Consider the following 23,780-nt stretch of genomic DNA (forward strand, 5'->3'; position numbering starts at 1 on the left):
CGGATCTACGATGAGGGGCGAGGGTAGTGGGACGTTTGTTCGGCACCGACGGAGTCCGTGGGCTTGCCAATGAATCGCTGAGTCCGGAACTGGCGCTGCGGGTTTCCGGTGCCGCCGCGCAGATCCTGAGTCGCGGCAAGGAGCGTGCGCTCGCCGTGGTCGGTCGCGATCCACGCGCCAGCGGTGAGATGCTCGAAGCAGCGGTCACCGCGGGTCTGACCGCCGGGGGCGTGAATGTGCTTTCGGTAGGTGTACTTCCGACTCCGGCCGTGGCGTATCTGACCGGTCTGTACGACGCCTGCCTCGGCGTAATGATCTCGGCCTCGCACAATCCCATGCCGGACAACGGAATCAAGATCTTCGCGGCCGGTGGGCACAAGCTCGACGATGCGATCGAGGACCGGATCGAGGCGTTGATCGCCGAAGACGCGACGCTGCGGCCGATCGGTGCGGGGATCGGTCGCGTGCTGAACGCTTCCGGCGCTCGCGATCACGGGCTGGTGATCCCGAATCAATACAGCGAGGCGGGCACGCACGAGCGGTACGTCGAGCATCTGGTCGAGGCGACCGGACAGGACCTGTCCGGGCTGACCGTCGTTGTCGACTGCGCGAACGGCGCGGCCTCCGAGGTCGGACCCGCGGCCTACCGTGCGGCCGGTGCGACGGTCATCGCGATCAATGCCGAACCGGACGGCCTCAACATCAATGATGGTTGCGGCTCAACGCATCTCGAACAAATCCAGCACGCGGTACGCGAGCACGGCGCCGACCTCGGCATCGCACACGACGGCGATGCCGACCGCACGTTGGCCGTCGACGCCGACGGCGCCGTCGTCGACGGTGACGCGATCCTGGCGATCCTCGCACTTGCCATGCACGAGACCGGTTCGCTCGTCCAGAACACACTGGTCGCCACGGTCATGAGCAATCTGGGGCTGCACATCGCGATGCGCGAAGCGGGAATCACCTTGCGCACCACCGCCGTTGGCGATCGGTATGTCCTCGAGGAGTTGCGCCGCGGCGGCTACAACCTCGGTGGCGAGCAGTCCGGCCACGTGGTTTTCCCCGACTACGGCACCACCGGCGACGGCATCCTCACCGGCCTCAAACTGATGGCTCGTATGGCGCAAACCGGCCGCACGCTGGCCGATTTGGCTTCGGTGCTGCAGACCGTGCCGCAGGTGCTGGTGAACGTTCCGGTTGCCGACAAGGCCACGGTCGCCGCCGCCCCCGAAATCCGCGAGGCGGTAGCGGAAGCCGAACGGGCCCTGGGGGACTCCGGGCGAATCCTGTTGCGCCCAAGTGGAACCGAGCAATTGGTTCGGGTGATGGTCGAGGCGACCGACCCGGTTCAAGCCCAGCAGCTGGCCGACGATCTGGCCAAGCGCGTCGCCGCGGTGTAGTTGGGCAGCGGCACGATCGGCCGCACGTCTGCGCTGCCTGGACTGCCGAGGTAAGCCGTATGGGGCCATGCGGCCGACGAGTCGAGTCGAGTGATGGTTCTCCGCCCCATCTCGAGCGTTCCTTCGATCGGCCTCGATGGCCACCTACGAGCCGGCTGCCTTGGATGACGGGGCCGGTACGAGCCTCGAAGGTTTGCTGCGGCACGCCGAGTTGTCCACAGGGAATCGGTTATCCACAGACTTTCTGTCTGCGCTGGTCGGGCACCGAGGGCGAGGTTTGGTTTCGCCGATAGTTGGCGTATGCGACCAGGTCTGGAAGAAGTACGGGACAAGCAATTCGGGGTATTCACCTCATGGCAGGTGCTATGCGAGTACACCCGGGCGGAAATGCGAAACCTACTCGACCGAGGCGAATGGGTCCGAGTCTTCCGCGGAGTCTTCCGCGAAGCAACCACCTCGCCCTCCGCCCAGCTCCGCGTCGAAGCGGCCCGACTATCCATGGGAGTGCCGACCCTGACCGCCGCCTATCACACCGCCGCCGAACTGCACGGTTTCCCAATGCCGCACAGTCAACCCACCCACGTACTGGGCATTCAGGATTCACGCTCCCGCCACCTGATCGTCCATCGTGACCACGTCGACCAGGCCGAACTAGAACTGATCCACGGCATAGTCGCCACCAACCCCACCCGAACCGCAATCGACGTAGCTCGCACCGCCCGCCGCCCCGAAGCCCTGGCTACCCTGGAATCTGCACTGCGCCTTGGCATCTCCCGCACGGCCCTCACCACCGAACTCCAACGCCACTACAGACGCCGTGGCTACACCCAAGCCGCCGAACTGATCCCCCTGGCCAACCCCCGCCCCAAAGCCCCCTGCCTGCACTGCGCCAACACCAAACGATCCTTCCCCGACCTCGGGCCCAACGCACCCTCGGTTACGCATTCATGAGGCGCGGCTCAGCATGCGGCACCCACAGTTCGCCGGGCAGCAACCCGACCCGATCAGTCGCACATACTCGAACCCTTGGACGCATTCGAGTTCGGATCAAAGGCATCGATTCCCGCCGAACGCCTAGCACTATCTACTGTCGGTCGAACTATCGGTCGCCGAGGGAAGGGGCCGGTCTTTCGCACGCCCGTGCAAAATTGCTCGACGCGACAGGTACGAGCGGTGAACGAGCTTGCGCCGGGCTGTCGAGTCGATCGCGTATACATTCCAGAACCGGCACCAGAGATACACCGGCATGTCGAAAGAAATCACTTAGCTTTCGGTGAGGCGGCCGTTGTTCATGTGCCAGCGGCGGGTCGCGGTGACCGAGTCGAGCATGCGGCGGTCGTGGGTGACCAGAAGCATTGTGCCTTCGAAGGATTCGATGGCCTGCTCGAGTTGTTCGATGGCGGGCAGGTCGAGGTGGTTGGTCGGTTCGTCGAGGACCAGCAGGTTGACGCCGCGGGCTTGGAGCAGGGCGAGTGCGGCGCGGGTGCGCTCGCCGGGGGAGAGGGTTTCGCAGGGTCGCAGGACATGTGGGCCGCGGAGGCCGAATTTGGCAAGCAGGGTGCGGACCTCGGCGTCGGGCCAGTCGGGCATTTCGGCGCTGAAAGTTTCGGCGAGGGCGGCACTTCCGCTGAAGAGCCCGCGCGCCTGGTCGACCTCGCCGATTTCGACGCCCGAGCCCAGTGCGGCAGTTCCGCTGTCCGGCTGGACTTTTCCGAGCAGCAGCGCCAGGAGTGTGGACTTACCCGAACCATTGGCGCCGGTCAGCACAATGCGGTCGGCCCAGTCGACCTGGGTGGTGATCGGTCCGAGCTCGAAATCCCCCCGGGTGAGGGTCGCGTTCGACAAAGTGGCGACCACCGAGCCGCTGCGCGGCGCCGCCGCGATGGACATGCGCAACTCCCACTCCTTGCGCGGCTCTTCGACCACATCCAGACGCTCGATGCGCCGTTGGGTCTGGCGGGCCTTGGCGGCCTGCTTCTCGGTGGATTCGGCGCGCATCTTGCGGCCCGCCTTGTCGGAATCGACCTTCTTGGGGTCGCGGGCCTTTCGGCGAGCATTGCGAACGCCGTGTTCGAGCCAGTTGCGCTGCATTTGGGCGCGGGATTCGAGCCCTGCCTTGGTGTCGGCGTACTCCTCATAGGCCTCGCGCGCGTGCTGGCGGGCGATCTCACGCTCCATCAGATATGCCTCGTAGCCGCCGTCGTAGATCCCCACCTGCTGCTGCGCGAGATCGAGTTCGACAATGCAATTCACGGTGCGCGCCAAGAACTCTCGGTCATGACTGATCACCATCAGCGGCACCCGCACGCCGGTCACGAACTGTTCCAGCCGGGCGAGACCGTCGAGGTCCAGATCGTTCGTCGGCTCGTCGAGCAGCAGAATGTCGAAGCGGGACAACAGAACCGAAGCGAGGCCGGCGCGGGCCGCCTGACCGCCGGAGAGACCGGTCATCGCGGTGCCGAGGCCGTTCGGCAGGCTTTCCGCGAGACCGAGATCCGCCGCGACCTCCTCGGCCCGCTGGCCCAGATCGGCGCCTCCGAGCGCGAGCCAGCGCTCCAGGGCCGGCGAATATTCGTCCGCACCGCCGTCGGCCAAACGCTCTGCCGCGGCATCCATGATCCGCTGTGCTTCGGCGACACCTGTTCGGCGGCCGAGGAACTCGAGCACCGTCTCCCCGGGGATCCGCTCGGGCTCCTGCGCCAAGTACCCGACGGTGGCGTCGGGCGGGGACAGCGTGATGCTGCCGGTGGGTGTCGATCGGTTCGCGAGCATGCGCAGCAGCGTCGACTTGCCCGCACCGTTCATGCCGACCAAACCGATCACATCACCCGGCGCGAGGGTGAAGTCGAGGTCGTCGAACAGGGTGCGTTCGCCGTGGCCCGCGGAGAGTCCGCGCGCGTGCAGAGTGGTGCTCACCAGCATGAGTCTGCCGTGTCCGTGCCGCACCGGCGCCGCGGGGTCTGGTCGGTGCTCGGGGTTGCACCCTGAGTCCGCGGCCTGCGGAAATCAGGGTCGGGATAGGTCATGCGACCGATGTGAAGCGCTGTTTTCCCCGGCAGAGTTGATGTCGTACCGAACATCACCAGAGAGGCAACACCATGACCGCCCCCGCGCCCACCCGCCGACTCACCCGCTCCACCCACGACAAGTGGATCGCCGGCGTCTGCGGCGGTATCGCCGAGTACTTCGGCTGGAACGCCAACGTCGTCCGGTTGCTGTTCGTCCTGTCCTGCTTGCTCCCGGGCCCGCAGTTCGTCGTGTATCTGGTGCTGTGGCTGATCATTCCGAAAAAGTGATTGTCTCCAATAATTAGGGGCAGGGAGCTGCGTCCGGGACTCGCGGATGACACTATGGACCGGTACCCACCGATCGACCGCCGTGTCACCCACGCGAGTCCCGACCAGGAGGAGTCATGATCACCTCAGGTGAATTCCCGGGCATGGATCTACCCGGCATCGACGCATCCTCCTCCCTGGACAGCCTCGGAGAAGTCGAACTGCACCACCCGACCCAGGACATCGACGGCGACGGCACCCTCGACACCGTCACCACCACCGGCCCCGAGGCCATGCAGGTGTGGACCGACTGGGACCACGACGGCATCGCCGACCAGGTCACCGTGGTCGAGAAGGACGGCGATTACTCCGCATGGGAGTTCCATCGGCATCCGGACGGGACTTCCGAGTGGGTGCGGACCGATCAGGGGAAGATCGGGCACTAGCCGCTGAGCGGCCTCTCGTTGTCGGCCCGGCCCTGTTCTCGGGGTCGGGCCGTCCTCATCGCATCGACCGACTCATTGTCGACTCCGTCTCGGCACGTTCGTCCGCTGCGCAAAACCCAATTACACTGTCCGACAACGGCCCCCACAACCCAGAGCCTTCGTGGGTACACCCGGCCGCAGGCTGCAATGATCCGCGCGGCTCACGTGCGGATCATTGGAACCTGCGGAACGAATCCCGTGTCGGCCATACTCGTGCCGACCGGTTCCTCTGCGACGTGTCGACGGTTGGTTGTAGCCGATAGACCCACCCAGTAGATTCTGCGCATACGACCTGGGCCGATCGATCCGATGGAACCGAATCCCGCCCGTACGCGTCGAAGGAAGTAGGGCAAGTACTCGGCGCGAGCTGGATCGCCGCCGGACGATCGGACGACAGGACTGGAGGGGCCTTACCGATGACCGATTCGAGCCAGATATTGGGTGTCAAGACCGGGGAACTCGGTCAGTTCGGCAGCGATCTGCAGCTGTCGGCGGCTGTGGTGACGAACAGCGCCAAGCGGGTATCCGACAATATGTTCGGTCCAGGGGATGCCGGGCGTAACTACGCAGCCCAGGGGAAAGCGATCTATGGCGGGTTGGAAAATGTCGTGAAATGGTTGAAAGCCTGGGGTTCGGCGGGCGCGGCTATCGGCGATACCGTGGGTGCGGCCAGCATAGTCTATTCCGATACCGATAAAGAGAATGCGGACAAGACCAAAAATGCTTAGTCATATGCCGGAGCTGGCGGGTTCGACGAGCAAGGAGTCATAGCATGGCGGATACCACGTCACCGGACCTGAGCGGTAAGAATGTCGATGCAATTCTTGATACTGGATCGTCGGGGCTCCAGTTCTTTGCTCAGTTGATCGAGCGGTATAAGAAGGCGTTCGGGCATGACCCCAGTCTCACGTTGAATCAAATCTATGCCCGGTATGACGAGCAACGTGGCATGAACCTGGAAAAATTGGCCAATACGGCTACGGCCCTTCGATCTTCGCTCGGTGAAGCTGATACCCATTGGGATAAGCAGTACGCATTGTCGCAGAAGTTGGACACGATCTGGCAGGGCCAGGCGGCTGGTGCCGCGAAGTACATGTTCGGGCAGCAACTCGCGATGGCAAAGGAAGATCGCCGCAAGGCCAGGGCCGCGCTCGATGCGATTACCACCGTCGTGCCGAAACTGCGATCGGCGGTTCAATCGAAGGCGGATCATGTCCATGAACTAGCAAGTAGCTCTGGAGAGGTAAAGGTCGACGGTAAGTCTCCTTCGGATATCGACGAGATAATCGAAGGTGCCGATACCGGTTGGTCGGACTTCTCGTGGAAGGATGCGGGAATTATCGGCGCCGCCGGCGCCGCTACGTTCGGTCTGGGCGGTGTGCTTGCAGGCGGTGTGATGGCACTCGATAGAGAATCGACAAAGAAGGTCAGCCGCAAGTGGCTCGATGATGTTTTCAAGAAGAAATTCGAAGACACGCTGACCAATTTCGTGGACAAGTGCAACTCGACCGATACGGCGATCAAAGAGGCGTATCCATTGCTGGTCAAGGCCATGGAGGATTTGGACAGCAACCCTTATCCACGCCCGCAAGGGACCACCACGGACAAGACCCCTTCGAACAACAACAATCCCACCAACAACAACACCACGACTTCGTCGTCTCCCGGCACCTCGACGACCCCGAGCACGAATACCTCGACACCGACGACCACTACCACGACAACGACGCCCAGCACTACCACCACGGCGAGCAATCTCCTGTCCGGGCTGTCGTCCCTCACCTCTGCGGCATCGCAATTGACTTCACTCGGTCAGACCGTCGGTCAAGGACTCACCGCTCTCGGTACTTCGATCAAGGACGGGATCGATAATGCGGTGCAGGAGATCGAAAAGACGCTCAATCCGACGAGTACTGACGACAAGGACGGCGACGGCAAGCCGGATGACAACAGTAAATCGGGCGCCGAGTTCGATTTGGCCGGAAAGCATTTGAAGTTCGAAATGGGCCAGGACGGGCAGTTGAAACTCGTCTCGACCGATGCCGACGGAAAGTCGCATGAGTACAGCATGAAGCTGGACGAGAACGGTGCACCGGTTATCTCGGACACCGAGGTCGAGACGGCAGGCGAAGACCCGGGGGGCGCTTCCTCTGACAACTCGCCCCAGGAGGAGGGCACAGGAAGTCCGGGCACAACCTCCGGTGTGCCTACCGGAACGGGCACCAAGCGGGAAGAGGACGGCGAGCACACGCCCGACCCGGCACTTACCGGCGCCGAGGAACAGAAACCCGAGCAACCTTTCGATAGTGGGGCGCAACTCGCGGAGGCCGGCCCGCTCTAGTAAGTGGATCCGATTAGTGGAGGTGCAGGATGACGAATTACTCGGCAGAGATCGAGCGGATATTCGAAGAGCACGACCGCCAGTCTCGGATGCTGCGCGAGGAACTCGTGGAGATCGAGCAGCGAAGTGCAGAGCGGGGACGCGACTTCGTTGAACAAATGAACGAAGAAATGCGCAAGTTCTGGGAAGAACACGCTGAGGAGTTGGAGAAGGCACAGGCGGAGGCGGACGAGCGAGAACGTCGCGAGACCGAGGCTCGAGCCGAGCAGGAACGCCTCGCCGCCGAGGCTCAGGAGCAGCGCGAGGCGATTGCACGGTCGATCGCAGCCCGCAAAGCTCACAATGTCGTCACACCGATCGACGAGGATGACGACCCCGAGTCCGAGTACTACCGCCGCAAGAGCTGGCTGGTCTGAGGATTGCCGGGTCTACCAGCGGTCTTCTTCGGCTTGTCGGAGGCGTTGGGTTGTTTGGTCGATCCAGGTGGCGAAGTGGGTGGTCAGGGTGGTGGGGGTGGTGGGACGGACGGTGATGTGTTGGGAGCGGTGTTCGGTGTAGCGGCCGTCGTTGGTTATGTCGTGCCATTGGATGGTGGTCAGGGGGGTGGTGAGTTTGTTGGCGGGGCCGGTGTGGAGGAGGGCGGAGCCGCCGCCGTCGGCGGGGCGGTTGAGGAGGCGTTGGTAGCGCTCGCGGGGGGAGTTGCGGGTGACGCTTTCGAGGTGGCTGTTGGGGCGGCCGTAGATGTCGTCGGGGTGGAAGGTGGCGGGTGGGTTGGTGCCTGGCGTGCAGGGAGGGAGGGAGCTGGTGAGTTGGGCAGGGAGGTGGTCGACGGGGAACAGGCGGCAGCGGATGGGGCCGTTGGTGTCGCCGAAGGTGGCTTGTGCCAGTGACATGGCGTGGTGGTCGGTGCGGGCGCCGACGATTCGGTAGACGCGGACGCCGCCGACCGGGTTCTTGTGTTGGGTTGTGCCGCCGAAGATTTGGATGCGGATGGTCGAAGTGGTGAGGGTGTGCAGGGCGAGTTGGATCTCCTCGAGTTCGTCGGAGGAGTAGCGCTCGCGCATGGTGACCCGGTGGGTATCGAAGTCGTCGCGGTTGGCGAAGCGGCTGGTGAAGCGGAGTGGATTGGGGAAGCGGTCGTTCGCGGGGTTGAACCACAGTGCGGCGAAATCGTCCGGCTCCCAAGTCCATTCAGCCATCTGGAGATTCCAATCGATCGTGCAGGTGGTTCGTGACGGGTGCGGCGTGTCCGTTTGTGTTTCTGACCAACAGGTTTCGGCCGCGGTTGGCTCGCCGGCCGGAATCGACGAATCCCGGCCGACGTCGAGTGCGGCCGGAGGGGCGTTGTGCGGCGGTCAGGTGCGGGCCGACGGGGGCGGGGATTCCGGATCTTCGCCGATCACGCCGCCGGGGAGGGTGCGTGCGATCTCGCCGAGTAGTTCCTCGGTATTGGCGGCGTTGATGAGGTAGTCCGGTATCTGGTGGGTGCTGTCCTCATCGGACTTGCCGCGGCCCGCGCCGGCGCCCATACCGCCCATTCCCATTCCGCTGCGTCCGGTCGAGGTGGATGTAGCGGCCGCGGCCGCGGCGGGATTGGTCGTAGTTGTGGTGGGCGTGCCGGAGACGGTGCGGCCGGGGCTCGGCGCTGTCGAAGTGGAACTGCCTGGCGAGCCTGGCGAACCCGTGCTGGTCGGGGTGGAACTCGGGCTGGTCGCGGTGCTCGGCGTTGTTGCGGTTGTAGTGCCCGGTGTCGTCGTAGTCGGTGTCGTCGACGTCGTAGTGCTCGGGTTCGTCGAACTCGACGTGGTGTCTGTCGGGTTGGTGTCCGTGGACGTGGTCTCCTCGGGAGACTTGCCCTCGGATTCGGTCCCATCCTTGGTCTCGCCGCCAGTCGAGGCGCCGCCCGTCGTGCCCCCGGAGGTCCCGCCGGAACCGGACGATCCCGGTTCGTTGCCGCCGGATTTGATCGGCCCGGAGATGTCCAGTGGATTGGTCGGGTCCAGCGCGGTGGGCAGCACGGGAACTCGGCCGTCGAACTCGGCGAATTTGTTCACGTAGTTGGTGAGCATGGCGTTGCGGGCGCCGGCGGTCGCTTCGTTCTTGGTGTTCTGTTCTTCGTGGGCGCGGGGCGGCCAGACGTTCGCGGTCCAGGAGTGGTGGTTGGCTTCCGGAATTCCGTTGGCGACGTTGCGGACTCCGTCGGCAGCGGCTTCCATATCGTTCGACATCTGGGTGATCAATGGAGTCAGCCCGTGTGCGCTGGTGACGTAGCGGTTGATCGCGTCTTTGGCTTTATCTGCGGCCGAGCCTTCCCATGCTTCGGCGATCGAGCCCTGGACGGATCGGGCGAAGGTCTCCAGACTCTGGTCCCATTGGGTGGCCACGTTGGAGTAGGTCATGGCCGCAGCATGGGCATTCTTCGGATCCAGCGGCTTGAACGCTTCCTCGATTTCGGTGCGCTCCCAATGGAATACGTTCTCCCCGTGCGGCGGGATTCTCGTGGGCTCATTGCCTGACATCGAATCGCCCCTTCTTCATAGACCTGGCCAGGAGAAGATCTTCGGCGTCGCCGGGGCCTGCCGCGGCAAGGTTCGCCGCCAAGTCCTTGTATCGCTTCTCCGAATACAGCACGTTTTGCGGGATGTCTTTACATGGGTCACAGCTGCTCGGCGCATCCGCAGCCAACGACGGCCCCGCACTCGTCGTAGACCGCTCAGCCTTCCCCATCAGTCGACCCCCCACACCCCACGAAAACCAACAGGCCCAACCACGAACTCCCCCTGCTGACCATGTGGTTCTCCCCGGTCGCCGGACGTCGATGACATCGAACAGGGCCGGACCGGCTCCCCGCCCCCTATTCAGCTGGCTCGACCGTACCGAGCGGTCGACCACCGTGCAAGCGCCCGACAACCGAGCTCCCACTGGTCGTCCACGGCCCGCAGTCCACTCGAACCACCCGGAATGCCAACGGCCCGTTGACAGTCCGCAGCCCACCGCCCTACCGTTGAATCGGAATCGGATTCCGGTTCCGTCAACTGACCGATAGGACCCCCATGACCACCCACTGGACCCTCCCGCGAATCCTCGTCGGCGCCGTCCTCCTCAACACCCTCATCGGCCCCCTCCTCGCCGACCTGGTCATCCCTGATATCGCCGACCTCCACCTGCACAACCCCGCCTGGCCCCCGCATGCCAAATTCCACGACGCCCAATACATCGGCATGGGCACACTCATCGGCGCGATCGGATTGGTGGTCCTATGGCAGCGAACGGGGAACCTCCGCGCCCGGTTCTTCCTGGCTGCCGCACTCGGATCGGTCACCTGGCTGGCCATGTTCGGCGCGCTGCTCTTCCCCGGTACCGCAGCCCAGGATCCGGAGCACGCCGCCGACGCCACCAGGGTCATCGGCATGGACCCGCAACTGTTCATCGCCTTGGTGATGCTGATTGCCTTGGCGGTCGCGATCGTCGCCGAGCGCACCCGCGCACCGATCCGGGTCTAACCTACGACCGGCAGACAGGGAGATAGATGACCGACCCGAACACCCGCAAACTCCGCACCGACGCCGCCCGCAATCGCGACCAGGTCCTCGCAACCGCGACGGCACTGTTCGCCGAACGTGGTGACGAGGTGCAGATGGCCGATGTGGCGCGCGCCGCCGGGGTCGGGGTCGGCACCATCTACCGCCATTTCCCAACCCGCCGCGCCCTGATCGAGGCGGCTGCCGAACAGCGTTTCGCCGGGATTCTCGAGCATGTGCGCCGCACCTGCCTGTCGAATCCGGATACGCGGCAGGCGCTGGCCGGATTCCTCAGTCATGTCGCCGAAGTGCACGAGCAGGGGCGTGCATTGTCCGGCACCATCGAATCGGTGCTCGGTGACACCGAACCACGCGGTACGGTACGCGACGACCTCGCGGAACTCGGCGCGGAACTGTTGGCCAGGGGCCGAGCCGATGGCAGTATTCGCGCTGATGCGACCGTTGCCGACCTTTATATGATCGTCGGTGCGGTCGCGACGATCAGCCGCGACGGATTCGGCAACTGGCGGCGGTTCATCGAACTCGTGCTCGACGGCCTCCGGCCATGATCACTTGCGCAACAACTGCGCGAGTTGCATAACCGAGAGCTTCGGCTTCTCCTCTTCGCGCGGCGCTTCCGGATCGACAACAGTGGCGTGCGGGATTACCGCTTCCGGATCGGAAAACGCCGCATACGTCTTATCGCGCAACAATTTGTGCAGCAGAAACCCGGTGAGCAGCGCCCGTGTCGTGCGCGCGGTCTTGGTCTCGTGCTTGCCCACCCCCAACGCCGCCAGCGCGCGACGCCCTTCGACAATGCCGTTGTGCGACGCCCCGTCGACCGCCCGCAACACCACCGGCCCGGCCCACGCGGCGGTCAGCGGGATCGCATTCGAGCTGACCGATTCGATATCGGTCGCCCCGGCCAACACCAACGCGGGCGTATCGATATCGGGTGCGATCGTCTCGGCGGACGGCGCGGTCGGCGCCGGGTAGAGGGCGGCAACCGCGGCGACGCGACGCTGTCCGGCGGCGATCACCGCGGCGCCCGCGCCCATGCCGTGCCCGGCCAGCGCCAGCCGGTCCGGATGCACGCTGATCGCACCGTCGCCGAGCCGGACGCTGGTGCAGATATCGAGCGTGGTGAGCAGATCGGTGGCCAATCCGAGGTGTGACGGAATCGGCCCGCGCTCGGTATCCGGGGCCGCGGCCACGAAACCCCAGGACGCCAGGTGTTCGAGCGTGGCGCGATAGTTGGCGGCGCCGGTCAGCCAGCCGTGGCCGAATGCGACCGCGGGTAGATTCAGTCCGGACTCCGGGGTGAACACCACACCGGGCTGACCGGCGATGGCGAGGTTGCCGCGCAGTACACGGTGGGGCCCCCGGCTGGTCAGGGTGCTCAGGAGTGATTTCACAGACGCCGACACGACGTGAACGTTATCCGATAAGTACTCTGGTGAGCCATGTGCGGAATCGTGGGGTACGTCGGGTACCGGGACGCCCTCGGCGTCGTCGTTGACGCGTTGCGCCGCATGGAATATCGAGGATACGACTCCGCGGGCGTCGCGATCCTGGATGGCGCGGGCGTGTTGGCGGTGGAACGCAAGGCGGGCAAACTGGCCAATCTCGAGGCCGAACTCGCCGAAGTGGGGACCGACCACTTCGCGGGCACCACCGGCATGGGACACACCCGCTGGGCCACCCACGGCGCGCCGACCGACCGCAACGCCCATCCGCACCGCGACATCACCAACAAGGTGGCCGTGGTGCACAACGGCATCATCGAGAACTTCGTCCCGCTGCGCCGGGAGCTCGAAGACGCCGGCGTCGAGCTGAGCAGTGACACCGACACCGAGGTCGCCGTGCACCTGGTGGCGCGCGCATACGCCGAAGGCCCCACCGCAGGTGATTTCGCGGCGAGCGCGCTGGCCGTGCTGCGTCGGCTGGAGGGTGCGTTCACGCTGGTCTTCACCCATGCCGACCACCCGGACAGCATTGTCGCCGCGCGCCGCTCGACGCCGCTGGTCGTCGGTGTCGGCAAGGGCGAGATGTTCATCGCCTCCGATGTCACCGCATTCATCGAGCACACCCGCGAGGCCGTCGAACTCGGCCAGGACCAGGCCGTCGTGATCACCGCCGACACCTACACGGTCACCGACTTCGCGGGCAATGACGGATCGGCGCGCACTCGCCCGTTCACCATCGACTGGGATCTGGCCGCTGCCGAGAAGGGCGGGCACGACTTCTTCATGCTGAAGGAGATCGAGGAACAGCCCGCCGGTGTCGCCGACACGCTGATCGGCCACTTCACCCACGACGAGGCCGGTGGCCGGATCGTGCTGGACGAGCAGCGCCTCGCCGATCAGGAACTGCGCGATTTCGACAAGGTATTCGTCGTCGCCTGCGGCAGCTCCTATCACGCCGGCCTGTTGGCCAAGTACGCGATCGAGCACTGGACCAGGCTGCCCGTCGAGGTCGAGCTGGCCAGCGAATTCCGTTATCGCGACCCGGTTCTGGACCGGTCCACGCTGGTGGTGGCGATTTCGCAGTCGGGTGAGACCGCCGACACCCTCGAGGCGGTGCGGCACGCGAAGGAGCAGAAGGCGCGCGTGCTCGCCATCTGCAATACCAATGGTGCACAGATTCCGCGCGAGTCCGATGCGGTGCTCTACACCAGGACCGGACCGGAGATCGGCGTCGCGTCCACCAAGGCGTTCCTGGCGCAGGTGGCCGCGAACTACCTGGTGGGGCTGGCGCTGGCGCAGGCGCGCGGCACCAAGTATCCGGATGAGGTGGCCCGCGAGTTCGCCGAACTCGAGGCGATGCCGCACCTGGTGCAGCAGGTACTGGAAACCGCGCCGCAGGTGCGCGCGATCGCCAGGGAACTGGCGCATGTGCCGACCGTGCTGTTCCTCGGCCGCCACGTCGGCTATCCGGTGGCGCTGGAGGGTGCGCTCAAGCTCAAGGAACTCGCGTACATGCATGCCGAGGGATTCGCGGCGGGTGAGCTCAAGCACGGCCCGATCGCGCTGATCGAGGAGGGGCTGCCGGTGATCGTCGTCATGCCCTCACCCAAGGGGCGCGCGGTACTGCACTCGAAGCTGCTCAGCAATATCCGTGAGATCCAGGCCCGCGGCGCCCGCACCATCGTGATCGCCGAGGAGGGTGACGACACGGTGCGCCCATTCGCGGACGATCTCATCGAGATCCCTTCGGCGCCAACGCTTTTCCAGCCGTTGCTGTCGACTGTTCCGCTGCAGATCTTTGCCGCCGAGGTGGCTCAGGCGCGCGGGTACGACATCGACAAGCCGCGCAATCTGGCGAAGTCCGTCACCGTCGAGTAGCGCCTGGGCCGGTTCGCGCGGCGAGCGTGGCAAGGCGTGAGTACGTCTCGCGGTCATCCGCCGATTCGCGGCGGCAACGCCGCGCTGCGATCAGGCAAGACGCTGGTCGTGAGCGGCTGCGTTCGGACTCCGACCTGGTCGAAGATCGGTGCGGTGGCGGCGGTGACCGAGTCCCGGCGCTGCCTCGGCGTGCCAGGGGAGGACTCAGGGCTGACCGGCGGGGACCAGGGATTCGGTTGGCTCGCTTGATGTTTCGGCACCGCGACGTTCGAGATTGCCCGACAGGATCGCCAGACCGAGCGCACTCACGACCAGGATGACCCCGACCCAGTTGGGTGAGGTGTACCCGTATCCCGCGGCGATGACGACGCCGCCGAGCCACGCGGAGATCGCGTTGCCGAGGTTGAATGCGCCGATATTGAGCGCCGAGGCCAGCGTCGGTGCGTTACCTGCCTGGTCGAGGACACGCTTCTGCAGCGGCGGAACGGTCGCGAAGCCGAGTGCGCCGATGAGGACGACCGTGATCGCGGCCGCGACCTTGTTGTGCGCGGTGAATGTGAACAGCGCGAGCGCCAGCGCAAGGCCGCTGAGGGTGGTGTAGAGCATCGGCATCAGATGCCGGTCGGCGAATTTGCCGCCGATCAGATTGCCCAGGAAGAAACCGATGCCGAACAGGACGAGCAGCCAGGTGACCGAACTCTCCGCATAGCCGGTGACCTCGGTCATCATCGGTGCGAGGTAGGTGATCGCCGCGAAGACACCGCCGAAGCCGAGCACCGTCATGGCCATTGCGAGCAGCACCTGAGGGTTGGTGAGGACGGCGAGTTCATGCCGCAGGCGCGCGTCGTGGGGTGCGGGCTGTTCGGGCACCAGGGCGGCGACGCCGACGAGACCGGCCAGGCCTACCGATGCGACGAGCAGGAAGGTGAGCCGCCAACCGAACTGCTGGCCGAGCAGGGTGCCCAGCGGCACGCCGACGATGGTCGCGACGGTCAGTCCGGTGAACATCATGGCGATCGCACCGGCCTTGCGATCCGGGCCGACCAGATTTCCGGCGACCACCGATCCGATGCCGAAGAAGGCGCCGTGTGCGAGCGAGGCAACGACACGCCCGGTCAGCATGAGGCCGAAAGTCGGTGCGAGCGCACACAATACGTTGCCCGCGATCAGCAGCAACAGGCTGATGAGCAGCATTCGTTTGCGGGATACCCGGGTGCCGAACCCGGTCATGATCGGGGCGCCGACCAGCACGCCGAGCGCATACCCGGTGACCAGCAGGCCCGCGGTGGGGATCGACACGGTGTAGGTGTCGGCGATGTCGGGCAGCAGCCCGACGACGACGAATTCGGTGGTGCCGATTCCGAAGGCCCCGAGTGTCAGGGCCAGTAGTGCGAGCGGCATGAGCATGAGCCTCCACTGGATGTTGTGCCTGAGCTTTACAGGCGTCAACAATAATTGCAGACGCGGATTAGTTGCAAACGCGGGCTATTGTGGCGTTCATCTATCCTGTAGACACGAGCCCCGACGCAAAAGGAATGCCATGACCGCGGATGCCGCCCTGACCGGCCTGGCCGATGGTTGGTACGCACTGTCGCTGCTGCACGATCGGATCGAGGCGCATATCGAACGTGCTCTGCAATCCGGTCACGAGCTGAGCGTGCGCGAATTTTCGCTGCTCGTCGTGCTCAGTCGCCAGCACGACGGGCCCGGCGGGCATCTGCGCATGAACCAGGTCGCCGAAGCCGTGGTGCTCAGCCAGAGCGCGACAACCCGCCTGGTCACCCGCCTCGAAGACCGTGGCCTGCTGCAGCGTTACCTCTGCCCCGACGACCGCCGCGGCATCTACACCGACGTAACACCCGCGGGCCTAGAACTTCTGACCCGCGCCCGCCCCACCCACGACACCGCCCTGTCCAGCGCTCTGGGCCAAGCCGCCGCCGACCCCGAACTGGCCCCTTTGGTCGCCGCCGTCGAAGCGATGAACACCAAGGCGGCGCGGCGCACCCGAATCCCGCAGGCATAGCCGTTCGGCGCACCGATTGATCAGCGCGATGTACCTGCCGCGCTCAGGTCGGAATGTCTGTCGACTGGCGGGGGAATACCGATTCGGGCGGGCAGTGATCGTGGCGAAGAGCGCCGACCGGGCCCGGCTATTCGACGGTGACGGTGCCGCGCATCTGGGGGTGCAGGGAGCATAAGTAGCGGTAGGTACCGGGGGCGAAGAAGGTGTAGCTCCATTGGCCTCTGTCGAAGATCGGGCTGTTGATGCCCATGGCCTTATCGCCGATGCCCTGGACCGTGTGCGGAACGGAGTCCTTGAATTTCCAGGTCACGGTCTCGCCGACCTTGACGGTCACCTCGGCGGGGGAGAACCTCATATCCGTGACGTCGACGGTGACGGCAGCGGGTTTCGAATCGCCGGATTTGGTGGTCGTCGGCTGGCCGGCCTTCGCGGTGGTCGATGCGGCGGTCGAGTTCGTATCGCTGGAGCCGCAGCCTGCCGGCAGTAGTGCCGCGGCCAGGACGAATCCGGTTGCGATCCGGGTGGACATCGCTTGGCGCACCATCGGCATGACGGCCAAGCGTAGTCTGCTGACGGTGCGGGCCCGCGCAGCGCCATGGCGTTGTCGCTTGGGCGTATCCCGTACGAGCGGAACCGCAGTGCCCGATCGACGCAGTGGAGGCGAGCGTTCATGTCCAGCCAGCGGGGCTATTTCACCGCCGATGAAGTGCGTGCGGCCGAGGCCGAGTTGTTCACCCGTGTCCCCGAGGGCATGCCTATGCACCGGGCGGCCTACGGATTGGCGACGGTGGTCGCGAGCGAGTTGCGTGCGCGGACCGGCGGCATCGCGGGCAGGTCGGTGCTGCTGCTCGTGGGTTCCGGCGATAACGGTGGCGACGTGCTCTGGGCCGGATCGATGCTGCGCCGCCGCGGCGTCGCCGTGACCGCCCTGCTGCTGAATCCGGAACGCGCCCACGCGAAAGGCCTTGCTGCACTGCGCAAGGCAGGCGGCCGGATCCGAATTGCCTCGGACGTGTCGCGTGTCGATGGCGCAACCTCGACCGGCTCGGGCACACCCGATCTGGTGATCGATGGCATCGTCGGCATATCCGGCCGCGGCCCGCTGCGCCCGGCGGCCGCGGAAATCGTTGCCGCTCTGGATGTTTCGATCGTCGCCGCCGACTTGCCGAGCGGAGTCGATCCGGACACCGGCGCGGTGACCGGCCCCGCTGTCCAAGCCGAGGTTACGGTCGCATTCGGCGCTTACAAGCCGGTACATGCCTTGGCCGCGCCCTACTGCGGCCGAATCGAATTGGTGCCCATCGGTTTACGGCTACCCGAACCGAACCTCGCAGCGCTGGAACCTTCGGAGATCGGTGCGCGATGGCCGATTCCGGGACCCGTCGACGACAAATACACCCAGGGCGTCACCGGCATCTGCGCGGGCAGCGCGACATATCCCGGCGCAGCCGTGCTGTGCACCGGCGCCGCCGTCGCGGCCACCTCCGGTATGGTCCGGTACGCCGGAACCGGCGCGGCCGAGGTCCTCGATCATTTCCCCGAAGTCATTGCGGCCCAGACCATCTCGTCCACCGGCCGAGTGCAGTCCTGGGTATTCGGCCCCGGCGCGGGCACCGACACCGACGCACACAAACGACTCGCCGAAATCCTCGCCACCGACCTGCCCGTCGTCATCGACGCCGACGGCCTGACCTTGCTCGCCGCCGATCCCGACCTGGTCCGCGGCCGCACCGCCCCGACCGTATTGACCCCGCACGCAGGCGAATTCGCCCGTCTGACCGGGCATGAGGTCGGCCAGGACCGGGTGGCCGCCGTCCGCGACCTCGCCGAATCCTGGCAACTCACCGTCCTGCTCAAAGGCCGAGCCACCCTTATCGCCGGCCCGGGTCGCCCCGTACTCGTCAACGAAGCAGGGGGTTCCTGGGCCGCCACCGCCGGCGCGGGTGACGTCCTCTCCGGCATCATCGGCGCCCTCCTCGCTGCGGGCTACGATCCCGCCTGGTCCGCCGCCGCTGCCGCCCGCGTCCACGCCCTCGCCGCCAACCTCGCCGCCCACGAAAACCACCCATCCGCCGCCCCCACCTCCGCATCACCTCTCCTCGACCACCTGCGTCCGGCAATCCGCATCTTGCGCACGCTTGCGGCGAAGTGACGTGCGCTGCCCCCGGACCGCACTTTTATTGCCGCATCCACGACCCTGCGAGCCGCGCGGGTCTCGGTAGCCGGCGGCCTTCCGGGGCATCCGAGTCCTACCTGCGCTCGCCTCCAAGCGCCCCTGCCCGCCCGCCATTGCGGCCCTCGCCGCTAGGCCATGAACCGACGCCCTCGCGCGAGCCAGACACCGAATGGCAGGATCAATAAGCGTGGAGGCGCAAGTGGAGACGGTTATCGATCTGGATGCCATTGCCCACAACGTGCGGATCCTGCGTGAATATGCGGGGGATGCGGCGGTGATGGCGGTGGTAAAGGCCGACGGCTACAACCACGGCGCCGTCGAGGTCGGGCAGGCCGCGCTGGCGGCCGGTGCGGCGGAACTCGGGGTCACCACGGTCGCCGAGGCGGTGCAGTTGCGCACCGCCGGAATTACCGCCCCGCTCCTTTGCTGGCTCAATAATTCCGATGCCGACTTCAGCGCCGCGGTCGAGCACGATATCGAGATCGGCGTCTCCTCCCTGGCGCACCTGCGGGCGATCGAGGCTGTGGCGCGGGCATCCGGCCGGACTGCCATCGTCTCGCTGAAGGTCGACTCCGGCCTCAACCGCAACGGCATTGCGCCGCTCGAGTACCCGGCGGTGCTCGCGGCCCTACGCACGCTGGTGGACGAACAGGTGGTGCGGTTCCGCGCGATCTTCTCCCACCTCGCACACGCCGACGAGCCCGAACACCCCTTCCTCGACGTCCAGCGCGACCGCTTCGTCGAGGCCGTAGCCGCAGCCAAGGAACACGGCCTCGAACCGGAACTGGTCCACCTCGCGAACTCGGCTGCCACGCTCACCCGCCCGGATCTGGCCTTCGATATGGTCCGCCCCGGTATCGCGATGTACGGCCTGACTCCGATACCCGAACTCGGCGAGTTCGGCCTGCGGCCCGCGATGACCTTTCAAGCCCGAGTCGCCTTGGTCAAAGAGGTCGCCGCCGGTGAGGGCGTCTCCTACGGCCACCAGTGGATCGCTCCGCACGACACCACCGTCGCCCTCATCCCCGCCGGATACGCCGACGGTGTGTTCCGTCCGTTGAGCAACCGCTTCGCGGTGTGGCTCGGTGGCGCATTGCGCCCGAACGTCGGTCGAATCTGCATGGACCAATTCGTCGTCGATCTGGGCGACAATGCCGCGGGCGTCGTCGAAGGCGATACCGCGATCCTGTTCGGCCCGGACCAACCGCGTGCCCAGGACTGGGCCGATCTGCTCGGCACCATCCACTATGAGATCGTGTGCTCCCCACACGGCCGAGTGGTGCGGCGCCACGTAGGGGGAATTCGATGAGAACAGTCGTCCGCGGCGGACTGGCAACCGCCGGTGTGGTCGGCGCACTGGCCGGCGCCCACGCCTTGCGCCGCATCGGCGCGCGGGTGCTCTGGCCCGCTCGCGTCGATGAATACCGCGACGAGAACTTCGACCTGCTCGACGAGGACCACTCCGGCGCAGTGCTCACCGAAGACGGTGTGCGCCTTGCCACCCGGGAATGCGGCTCACCCGACGCCCCGGTCACCGTGATCTTCGTGCACGGCTTCTGCAACACCATGGAGTCGTACCACTTCCAGCGCCGTGATCTGGAAAAGCGTTGGGGTACAAGCGCTCGCCTGGTCTTCTTCGATCTGCGCGGCCACGGCCGCTCCGGCACCCCGAACACCGACAGCTGCACCGTCGCCCAACTCGGGCGCGATCTGGCGGCCGTCATCGAGGCGACCGCCCCGACGGGTCCGGTGGTGCTGGTCGGTCATTCACTCGGCGGCATGGCGGTGCTCGCCGCGGCGGCACAGTTCCCGGAGTTGTTCGCGGCGCGGGTGATCGGGGTCGGTCTGCTCTCGACGGCCGCCGCCGAGGTCACCTCGGCGGGTGTCGCGCAGTTGCTGCGTAACCCGGCGGTCGACGGCTTCCGCTTGGCCGTGCACACCGCGCCCGCATTGGTGCAGGCCGGGCGCAGCACCGTCCGGCAGGTGATCACGCCGATACTGCACGTCAGCTCGTTTCACGGACACGTCAGCCCCACCCTGTCGCGCTTCACGACGCTCATGATCGACCGCACGCCCGTCGAAACGATCGTGAAATTCCTGAAGGCCATCGAACTGCACGACGAATCGGCCGCGCTGCCGACGCTCGCGGGCCTGCCGGTGCTGGTACTCGGCGGCGCGCACGATGTCGTCATACCGTTCCGCAATTCGCGGGCGCTGGCACGCGAATTGCCCGAGAGCGAACTCGTCCGACTCGATGACGCCGCGCATATGGCGCATATGCAGTTTCCGGATCTCGTCAACGCCGCACTCGACCGGCTGCTCGTGCGTGCGGGCGTCATCGACAGCACCCAATCAACCGCGGAGGTCGCCGGTGGCTGAACGGCAGCAACGGATTCTGCCCACGGTCGCCGACACCGAGGCCTTCGGTCGCGAACTCGCCGGAGGTCTGGGCGCGGGCGATCTGGTGGTGCTCGACGGACCGCTCGGTGCGGGCAAAACCGCACTGACTCGCGGTATCGCGGCGGGTCTCGGCGTGCAGGGCCGGGTCAGCTCACCGACCTTCATCATCGCCCGCCAGCACCGGGCCGGACAGCGCGAGGGCGCCGCGCCGGTGCCGCTGGTGCATGTGGACGCCTACCGGCTCGGCGGCGATCTGGACGAACTGGACGCCTTGGATCTCGACACCGATCTGCATCAGGCGGTCGTGGTCGTGGAGTGGGGCAAGGGTGTCGTGGAACACCTCGCCGAGCGGCACCTGTATGTGTTGCTCTCGCGCGAACCGAATTCCGAAGTCCGCACCGCGATCTGGGAATGGGTCGGATAGGTCGCGGAGAGGGCCCTCGACCCGGGTGCCGTGACTACCGAGTAGCTCCGCACCACGCGCAGGTACCACCCGGTATCGTTGGGCCAATCATGCTTGTACTAGCCGTCGACACCGCGACACCTGCCGTAACGGCGGGATTGGTGGAACTGGAGCAGGCCGCACCCGGCACCGTCGCCCCGTCGCGGGTGCACACCGTCGCCGCTCGCGTCCGGGTCGACGCCCGCGCCCACGCCGAGGTGCTCACCCCGCAAATCCTCGAATGCCTCTCGGAGGCAGATCGTTCCAGGGCCGATATCGAGGCCGTCGTGGTCGGCATCGGTCCGGGTCCGTTCACCGGACTGCGCGTCGGTATGGCGACCGCCGCCGCTTTCGGTGACGCGCTCGGCGTCCCGGTCTACGGTGTGTGCAGCCTCGACGCGATCGCCGCCGACGCGGTGCTCGAACCCTCGCTGCTGCCGGGCATCACGCCCGAGAGTGAACTGCTCGTGGTCACCGACGCGCGCCGCCGCGAGGTGTACTGGGCCCGCTACCGTGACGGATATCGCATCGAGGGCCCGGAGGTGAGCAAGCCTGGTGACCTGGATCCCGTGCAGGCCACCATGATCGCCGGTTCCGCCTCGCACGTCGACCTGTTCGACCTGCCCGTGCTCCCGGCCGAAACCCCGTCACCCGCCGGTCTGGTGCGGGTCGCGGCTGCCGAGCTGCTGGCGCGCGCCGTCCCGGAACCGTTGATCCCGCTGTACCTGCGTAGACCGGATGCGGTGGAACGGAGCTACCGTACGCTCGACCGGACGGGAGCGTGACGGCCATGGAGCCGAGCAGACCCGTGACTCGCATCGAGCCCATGGACGTCGCCGATATCGGGCGCTGTGTCGAACTGGAGCAGTTGTTGTTCCCGGAGGACGATCCGTGGCAGGCGGTGTCCTTCCACTCGGAGCTGGCCGGGCCGCACAACCGCTATATCGTCGCGCGCGACGAGTCCGGGCGAATGGTCGGCTATGCGGGTATCGCGCTGCTCGGTGATGCCGAACATCCCGAGGCCGAGGTGCACACCATCGGTGTCGATCCCGGCTGCCATCGCGGCGGTGTCGGCACCATGCTCCTGAAGGCGCTGCTCGCCGAGGCTGGTAAGCGCGGCGGGCCGGTCTTCCTCGAGGTGCGCACCGATAACGCGCCCGCCATCGCGCTCTACGCCAAGCATGGTTTCCACATCATCGGCCTGCGCAAGAACTACTACCACCCCAGCGGCGCCGACGCGTACACCATGCGCAGACCGGAACTAGCAGCGAACCCGGCCTGGGGTCCGCAGCCGGCCGAATCGGCACAACCGAACGAGGTGCTTTCGTGATCGTCATGGGCATCGAAAGTTCCTGCGACGAAACGGGAGTCGGCATCGTGCGCCGACACCCCGACGGCACCTGTGAACTGCTCGCCGACGAGGTCGCTTCCAGCGTCGAACAGCATGCCCGCTTCGGCGGTGTGGTCCCGGAGATCGCCTCGCGCGCCCATCTCGAGGCCATCGTGCCCGCGATGCGCCGAGCACTGGCCGCCGCGGGCATCAGCAAGCCCGACGCGCTCGCGGTGACCATCGGACCCGGATTGGCCGGTGCGCTGCTGGTCGGCGTCGCGGCCGCGAAAGCCTATGCGGCAGCGTGGGATGTGCCGTTCTACGCACTGAACCATCTCGGCGGACACGTCGCGGTGGACACCCTCGAGCACGGCCCGATGCCACCGTGCGTCGCGCTGCTGGTCTCCGGCGGGCACACGCATCTGCTGCACGTCACCGATCTGGCCGAACCGATCGTCGAACTGGGCAGCACCGTTGACGACGCGGCGGGCGAAGCCTTCGACAAGGTCGCCCGGCTGCTCGGCCTCGGCTTCCCGGGCGGACCCGCGCTGGATGCCGCTGCGGCACACGGCGACCCGAAGGCCATCGCCTTCCCCCGCGGTATGACAGGTCCGCGCGACCCTCGCTACGACTTCTCCTTCTCCGGCCTCAAAACCGCCGTCGCCCGCTACGTCGAGGCAGCTCAGCGCAACGGCTTCACCGCCGATGAACTGCCGATACCGGACATCGCGGCATCGTTCCAGGAGTCGGTCGCCGACGTGCTCACCATGAAGGCGGTACGTGCCGCCCAAGACGTCGGCGTAGAGACCCTGGTCCTCGGCGGGGGCGCCACCGCCAACTCCAGAATCCGCTCGATGGCCGAAGACCGCTGCGCCGCAGCCGGATTGCGCCTGCGGGTCCCCAAACCCCGCCTGTGCACCGACAACGGCGTAATGATCGCCGCCCTCGGCGCTCACGTAATCGCAGGCGGCGCAACCCCATCCGCCCTGACCGTCGCCACCGACCCCGGCCTCCCGGTCTCCGTCAGCCAAGTCGGCTGA

At 66.2% G+C, this 23,780-nt stretch carries 24 protein-coding genes; 18 read left to right on the top strand and 6 right to left on the bottom strand.

Annotated features, from left to right (window positions below; genetic code table 11):
- Nucleotides 1-26: 26 nt before the first annotated feature.
- On the top strand, nt 27-1,403 hold the full coding sequence (gene glmM, locus ACIBW7_RS39970) for a phosphoglucosamine mutase (RefSeq protein WP_397055803.1): 1,377 nt from the start codon (nt 27-29) through the stop codon (nt 1,401-1,403).
- A gap of 300 nt (nt 1,404-1,703) precedes the next feature.
- A complete protein-coding gene (locus tag ACIBW7_RS39975; RefSeq protein ID WP_397055805.1) occupies nt 1,704-2,354 on the top strand; it encodes a hypothetical protein in 651 nt (216 codons plus the stop codon).
- Nucleotides 2,355-2,666: 312 nt separating this feature from the next.
- Here ACIBW7_RS39975 and ACIBW7_RS39980 read toward each other — a convergent pair whose 3' ends face one another.
- The gene (locus ACIBW7_RS39980; protein ID WP_397055807.1) at nt 2,667-4,325 is read right to left on the bottom strand and encodes an ABC-F family ATP-binding cassette domain-containing protein; all 1,659 of its coding nucleotides are present in this window, start codon (nt 4,323-4,325) and stop codon (nt 2,667-2,669) included.
- Between the two features lie 176 nt (nt 4,326-4,501).
- Here ACIBW7_RS39980 and ACIBW7_RS39985 point away from each other — a divergent pair, with 176 nt between their 5' ends.
- The 5 genes from ACIBW7_RS39985 (at nt 4,502) to ACIBW7_RS40005 (ending at nt 7,920) form a co-directional block, all read left to right on the top strand.
- Entirely contained in the window at nt 4,502-4,699 is a 198-nt protein-coding gene (locus tag ACIBW7_RS39985; RefSeq protein ID WP_040686696.1) for a PspC domain-containing protein, read from the top strand.
- Nucleotides 4,700-4,815: 116 nt separating this feature from the next.
- Nucleotides 4,816-5,124 carry a DUF6802 family protein gene (locus ACIBW7_RS39990; RefSeq protein ID WP_397055810.1) on the top strand — a complete coding sequence of 103 codons (309 nt, stop codon included), beginning with the start codon at nt 4,816-4,818 and terminating at the stop codon, nt 5,122-5,124.
- A gap of 455 nt (nt 5,125-5,579) precedes the next feature.
- Nucleotides 5,580-5,891, top strand: a complete 312-nt coding sequence (locus tag ACIBW7_RS39995; protein WP_397055812.1) for a hypothetical protein — start codon at nt 5,580-5,582, stop codon at nt 5,889-5,891.
- Between the two features lie 44 nt (nt 5,892-5,935).
- Complete coding sequence (locus ACIBW7_RS40000; protein ID WP_397055814.1) at nt 5,936-7,504, top strand: hypothetical protein; 1,569 nt, start codon at nt 5,936-5,938, stop codon at nt 7,502-7,504.
- A 107-nt stretch (nt 7,505-7,611) separates the two neighbouring features.
- Complete coding sequence (locus ACIBW7_RS40005; protein WP_397055816.1) at nt 7,612-7,920, top strand: hypothetical protein; 309 nt, start codon at nt 7,612-7,614, stop codon at nt 7,918-7,920.
- 12 nt (nt 7,921-7,932) lie between these two features.
- On the opposite strand, the gene ACIBW7_RS40010 is transcribed toward ACIBW7_RS40005, so the two are convergent.
- Complete coding sequence (locus ACIBW7_RS40010) at nt 7,933-8,703, bottom strand: ESX secretion-associated protein EspG (protein WP_397055818.1); 771 nt, start codon at nt 8,701-8,703, stop codon at nt 7,933-7,935.
- Between the two features lie 156 nt (nt 8,704-8,859).
- A complete protein-coding gene (locus tag ACIBW7_RS40015) occupies nt 8,860-10,023 on the bottom strand; it encodes a WXG100 family type VII secretion target (RefSeq protein ID WP_397055820.1) in 1,164 nt (387 codons plus the stop codon).
- 534 nt (nt 10,024-10,557) lie between these two features.
- Between ACIBW7_RS40015 and ACIBW7_RS40020 the strand changes: the two genes are divergently transcribed.
- Both ACIBW7_RS40020 and ACIBW7_RS40025 read left to right on the top strand, forming a co-directional pair.
- Nucleotides 10,558-11,007 (top strand): DUF6640 family protein, encoded by a 450-nt coding sequence (locus ACIBW7_RS40020; RefSeq protein WP_397055822.1) that lies wholly within the window; start codon nt 10,558-10,560, stop codon nt 11,005-11,007.
- Between the two features lie 26 nt (nt 11,008-11,033).
- On the top strand, nt 11,034-11,594 hold the full coding sequence (locus tag ACIBW7_RS40025; RefSeq protein WP_397055824.1) for a TetR/AcrR family transcriptional regulator: 561 nt from the start codon (nt 11,034-11,036) through the stop codon (nt 11,592-11,594).
- Here the strand turns inward: ACIBW7_RS40025 and ACIBW7_RS40030 are convergent, their stop codons facing one another.
- A complete protein-coding gene (locus ACIBW7_RS40030; protein ID WP_397055826.1) occupies nt 11,595-12,452 on the bottom strand; it encodes a dienelactone hydrolase family protein in 858 nt (285 codons plus the stop codon). It lies immediately after the preceding gene.
- Nucleotides 12,453-12,488: 36 nt separating this feature from the next.
- Between ACIBW7_RS40030 and glmS the strand changes: the two genes are divergently transcribed.
- Entirely contained in the window at nt 12,489-14,369 is a 1,881-nt protein-coding gene (gene glmS / locus ACIBW7_RS40035; protein WP_397055828.1) for a glutamine--fructose-6-phosphate transaminase (isomerizing), read from the top strand.
- A gap of 204 nt (nt 14,370-14,573) precedes the next feature.
- On the opposite strand, the gene ACIBW7_RS40040 is transcribed toward glmS, so the two are convergent.
- Nucleotides 14,574-15,770 carry an MFS transporter gene (locus ACIBW7_RS40040; RefSeq protein WP_397055896.1) on the bottom strand — a complete coding sequence of 399 codons (1,197 nt, stop codon included), beginning with the start codon at nt 15,768-15,770 and terminating at the stop codon, nt 14,574-14,576.
- A 139-nt stretch (nt 15,771-15,909) separates the two neighbouring features.
- Between ACIBW7_RS40040 and ACIBW7_RS40045 the strand changes: the two genes are divergently transcribed.
- Nucleotides 15,910-16,392, top strand: coding sequence for a MarR family winged helix-turn-helix transcriptional regulator (locus ACIBW7_RS40045; RefSeq protein WP_397055830.1), 483 nt, complete (start codon nt 15,910-15,912; stop codon nt 16,390-16,392).
- A gap of 127 nt (nt 16,393-16,519) precedes the next feature.
- Here the strand turns inward: ACIBW7_RS40045 and ACIBW7_RS40050 are convergent, their stop codons facing one another.
- Entirely contained in the window at nt 16,520-16,942 is a 423-nt protein-coding gene (locus ACIBW7_RS40050; RefSeq protein ID WP_397055832.1) for a cupredoxin family copper-binding protein, read from the bottom strand.
- A 120-nt stretch (nt 16,943-17,062) separates the two neighbouring features.
- Here ACIBW7_RS40050 and ACIBW7_RS40055 point away from each other — a divergent pair, with 120 nt between their 5' ends.
- From ACIBW7_RS40055 to tsaD, 7 genes are all read left to right on the top strand, one after another.
- Entirely contained in the window at nt 17,063-18,544 is a 1,482-nt protein-coding gene (locus ACIBW7_RS40055; protein WP_397055834.1) for an NAD(P)H-hydrate dehydratase, read from the top strand.
- A gap of 193 nt (nt 18,545-18,737) precedes the next feature.
- On the top strand, nt 18,738-19,877 hold the full coding sequence (gene alr / locus ACIBW7_RS40060) for an alanine racemase (protein WP_397055836.1): 1,140 nt from the start codon (nt 18,738-18,740) through the stop codon (nt 19,875-19,877).
- Nucleotides 19,874-20,947 (top strand): alpha/beta fold hydrolase, encoded by a 1,074-nt coding sequence (locus tag ACIBW7_RS40065; protein WP_397055838.1) that lies wholly within the window; start codon nt 19,874-19,876, stop codon nt 20,945-20,947. The genes alr and ACIBW7_RS40065 overlap by 4 nt, the downstream gene beginning before the upstream one ends.
- On the top strand, nt 20,940-21,392 hold the full coding sequence (tsaE, locus tag ACIBW7_RS40070) for a tRNA (adenosine(37)-N6)-threonylcarbamoyltransferase complex ATPase subunit type 1 TsaE (RefSeq protein ID WP_397055840.1): 453 nt from the start codon (nt 20,940-20,942) through the stop codon (nt 21,390-21,392). Before ACIBW7_RS40065 ends, tsaE begins: the two co-directional genes overlap by 8 nt.
- An 89-nt stretch (nt 21,393-21,481) precedes the next feature.
- Nucleotides 21,482-22,195, top strand: coding sequence for a tRNA (adenosine(37)-N6)-threonylcarbamoyltransferase complex dimerization subunit type 1 TsaB (gene tsaB / locus ACIBW7_RS40075; protein WP_397055843.1), 714 nt, complete (start codon nt 21,482-21,484; stop codon nt 22,193-22,195).
- A 5-nt stretch (nt 22,196-22,200) separates the two neighbouring features.
- The gene (gene rimI, locus ACIBW7_RS40080; RefSeq protein WP_397055845.1) at nt 22,201-22,740 is read left to right on the top strand and encodes a ribosomal protein S18-alanine N-acetyltransferase; all 540 of its coding nucleotides are present in this window, start codon (nt 22,201-22,203) and stop codon (nt 22,738-22,740) included.
- The gene (gene tsaD / locus ACIBW7_RS40085; RefSeq protein WP_397055847.1) at nt 22,737-23,780 is read left to right on the top strand and encodes a tRNA (adenosine(37)-N6)-threonylcarbamoyltransferase complex transferase subunit TsaD; all 1,044 of its coding nucleotides are present in this window, start codon (nt 22,737-22,739) and stop codon (nt 23,778-23,780) included. Before rimI ends, tsaD begins: the two co-directional genes overlap by 4 nt.

Source organism: Nocardia sp. NPDC049526 (assembly GCF_044465765.1).
Lineage (GTDB): Bacteria > Actinomycetota > Actinomycetes > Mycobacteriales > Mycobacteriaceae > Nocardia.

Excerpts from the sequence above, each read along its gene's own strand:
- ACIBW7_RS39975 (WP_397055805.1), top strand. The coding sequence starts at position 1,704 with ATGCGACCAGGTCTGGAAGAAGTACGGGACAAGCAATTCGGGGTATTC.
- ACIBW7_RS39980 (WP_397055807.1), bottom strand. The coding sequence starts at position 4,325 with ATGCTGGTGAGCACCACTCTGCACGCGCGCGGACTCTCCGCGGGCCAC.
- ACIBW7_RS39985 (WP_040686696.1), top strand. The coding sequence starts at position 4,502 with ATGACCGCCCCCGCGCCCACCCGCCGACTCACCCGCTCCACCCACGAC.
- ACIBW7_RS39990 (WP_397055810.1), top strand. The coding sequence starts at position 4,816 with ATGATCACCTCAGGTGAATTCCCGGGCATGGATCTACCCGGCATCGAC.
- ACIBW7_RS39995 (WP_397055812.1), top strand. The coding sequence starts at position 5,580 with ATGACCGATTCGAGCCAGATATTGGGTGTCAAGACCGGGGAACTCGGT.
- ACIBW7_RS40000 (WP_397055814.1), top strand. The coding sequence starts at position 5,936 with ATGGCGGATACCACGTCACCGGACCTGAGCGGTAAGAATGTCGATGCA.
- ACIBW7_RS40010 (WP_397055818.1), bottom strand. The coding sequence starts at position 8,703 with ATGGCTGAATGGACTTGGGAGCCGGACGATTTCGCCGCACTGTGGTTC.
- ACIBW7_RS40015 (WP_397055820.1), bottom strand. The coding sequence starts at position 10,023 with ATGTCAGGCAATGAGCCCACGAGAATCCCGCCGCACGGGGAGAACGTA.
- ACIBW7_RS40020 (WP_397055822.1), top strand. The coding sequence starts at position 10,558 with ATGACCACCCACTGGACCCTCCCGCGAATCCTCGTCGGCGCCGTCCTC.
- ACIBW7_RS40025 (WP_397055824.1), top strand. The coding sequence starts at position 11,034 with ATGACCGACCCGAACACCCGCAAACTCCGCACCGACGCCGCCCGCAAT.
- glmS (WP_397055828.1), top strand. The coding sequence starts at position 12,489 with ATGTGCGGAATCGTGGGGTACGTCGGGTACCGGGACGCCCTCGGCGTC.
- ACIBW7_RS40040 (WP_397055896.1), bottom strand. The coding sequence starts at position 15,770 with ATGCCGCTCGCACTACTGGCCCTGACACTCGGGGCCTTCGGAATCGGC.
- ACIBW7_RS40045 (WP_397055830.1), top strand. The coding sequence starts at position 15,910 with ATGACCGCGGATGCCGCCCTGACCGGCCTGGCCGATGGTTGGTACGCA.
- ACIBW7_RS40050 (WP_397055832.1), bottom strand. The coding sequence starts at position 16,942 with ATGCCGATGGTGCGCCAAGCGATGTCCACCCGGATCGCAACCGGATTC.
- ACIBW7_RS40055 (WP_397055834.1), top strand. The coding sequence starts at position 17,063 with ATGTCCAGCCAGCGGGGCTATTTCACCGCCGATGAAGTGCGTGCGGCC.
- alr (WP_397055836.1), top strand. The coding sequence starts at position 18,738 with ATGGCAGGATCAATAAGCGTGGAGGCGCAAGTGGAGACGGTTATCGAT.
- ACIBW7_RS40065 (WP_397055838.1), top strand. The coding sequence starts at position 19,874 with ATGAGAACAGTCGTCCGCGGCGGACTGGCAACCGCCGGTGTGGTCGGC.
- tsaB (WP_397055843.1), top strand. The coding sequence starts at position 21,482 with ATGCTTGTACTAGCCGTCGACACCGCGACACCTGCCGTAACGGCGGGA.
- rimI (WP_397055845.1), top strand. The coding sequence starts at position 22,201 with ATGGAGCCGAGCAGACCCGTGACTCGCATCGAGCCCATGGACGTCGCC.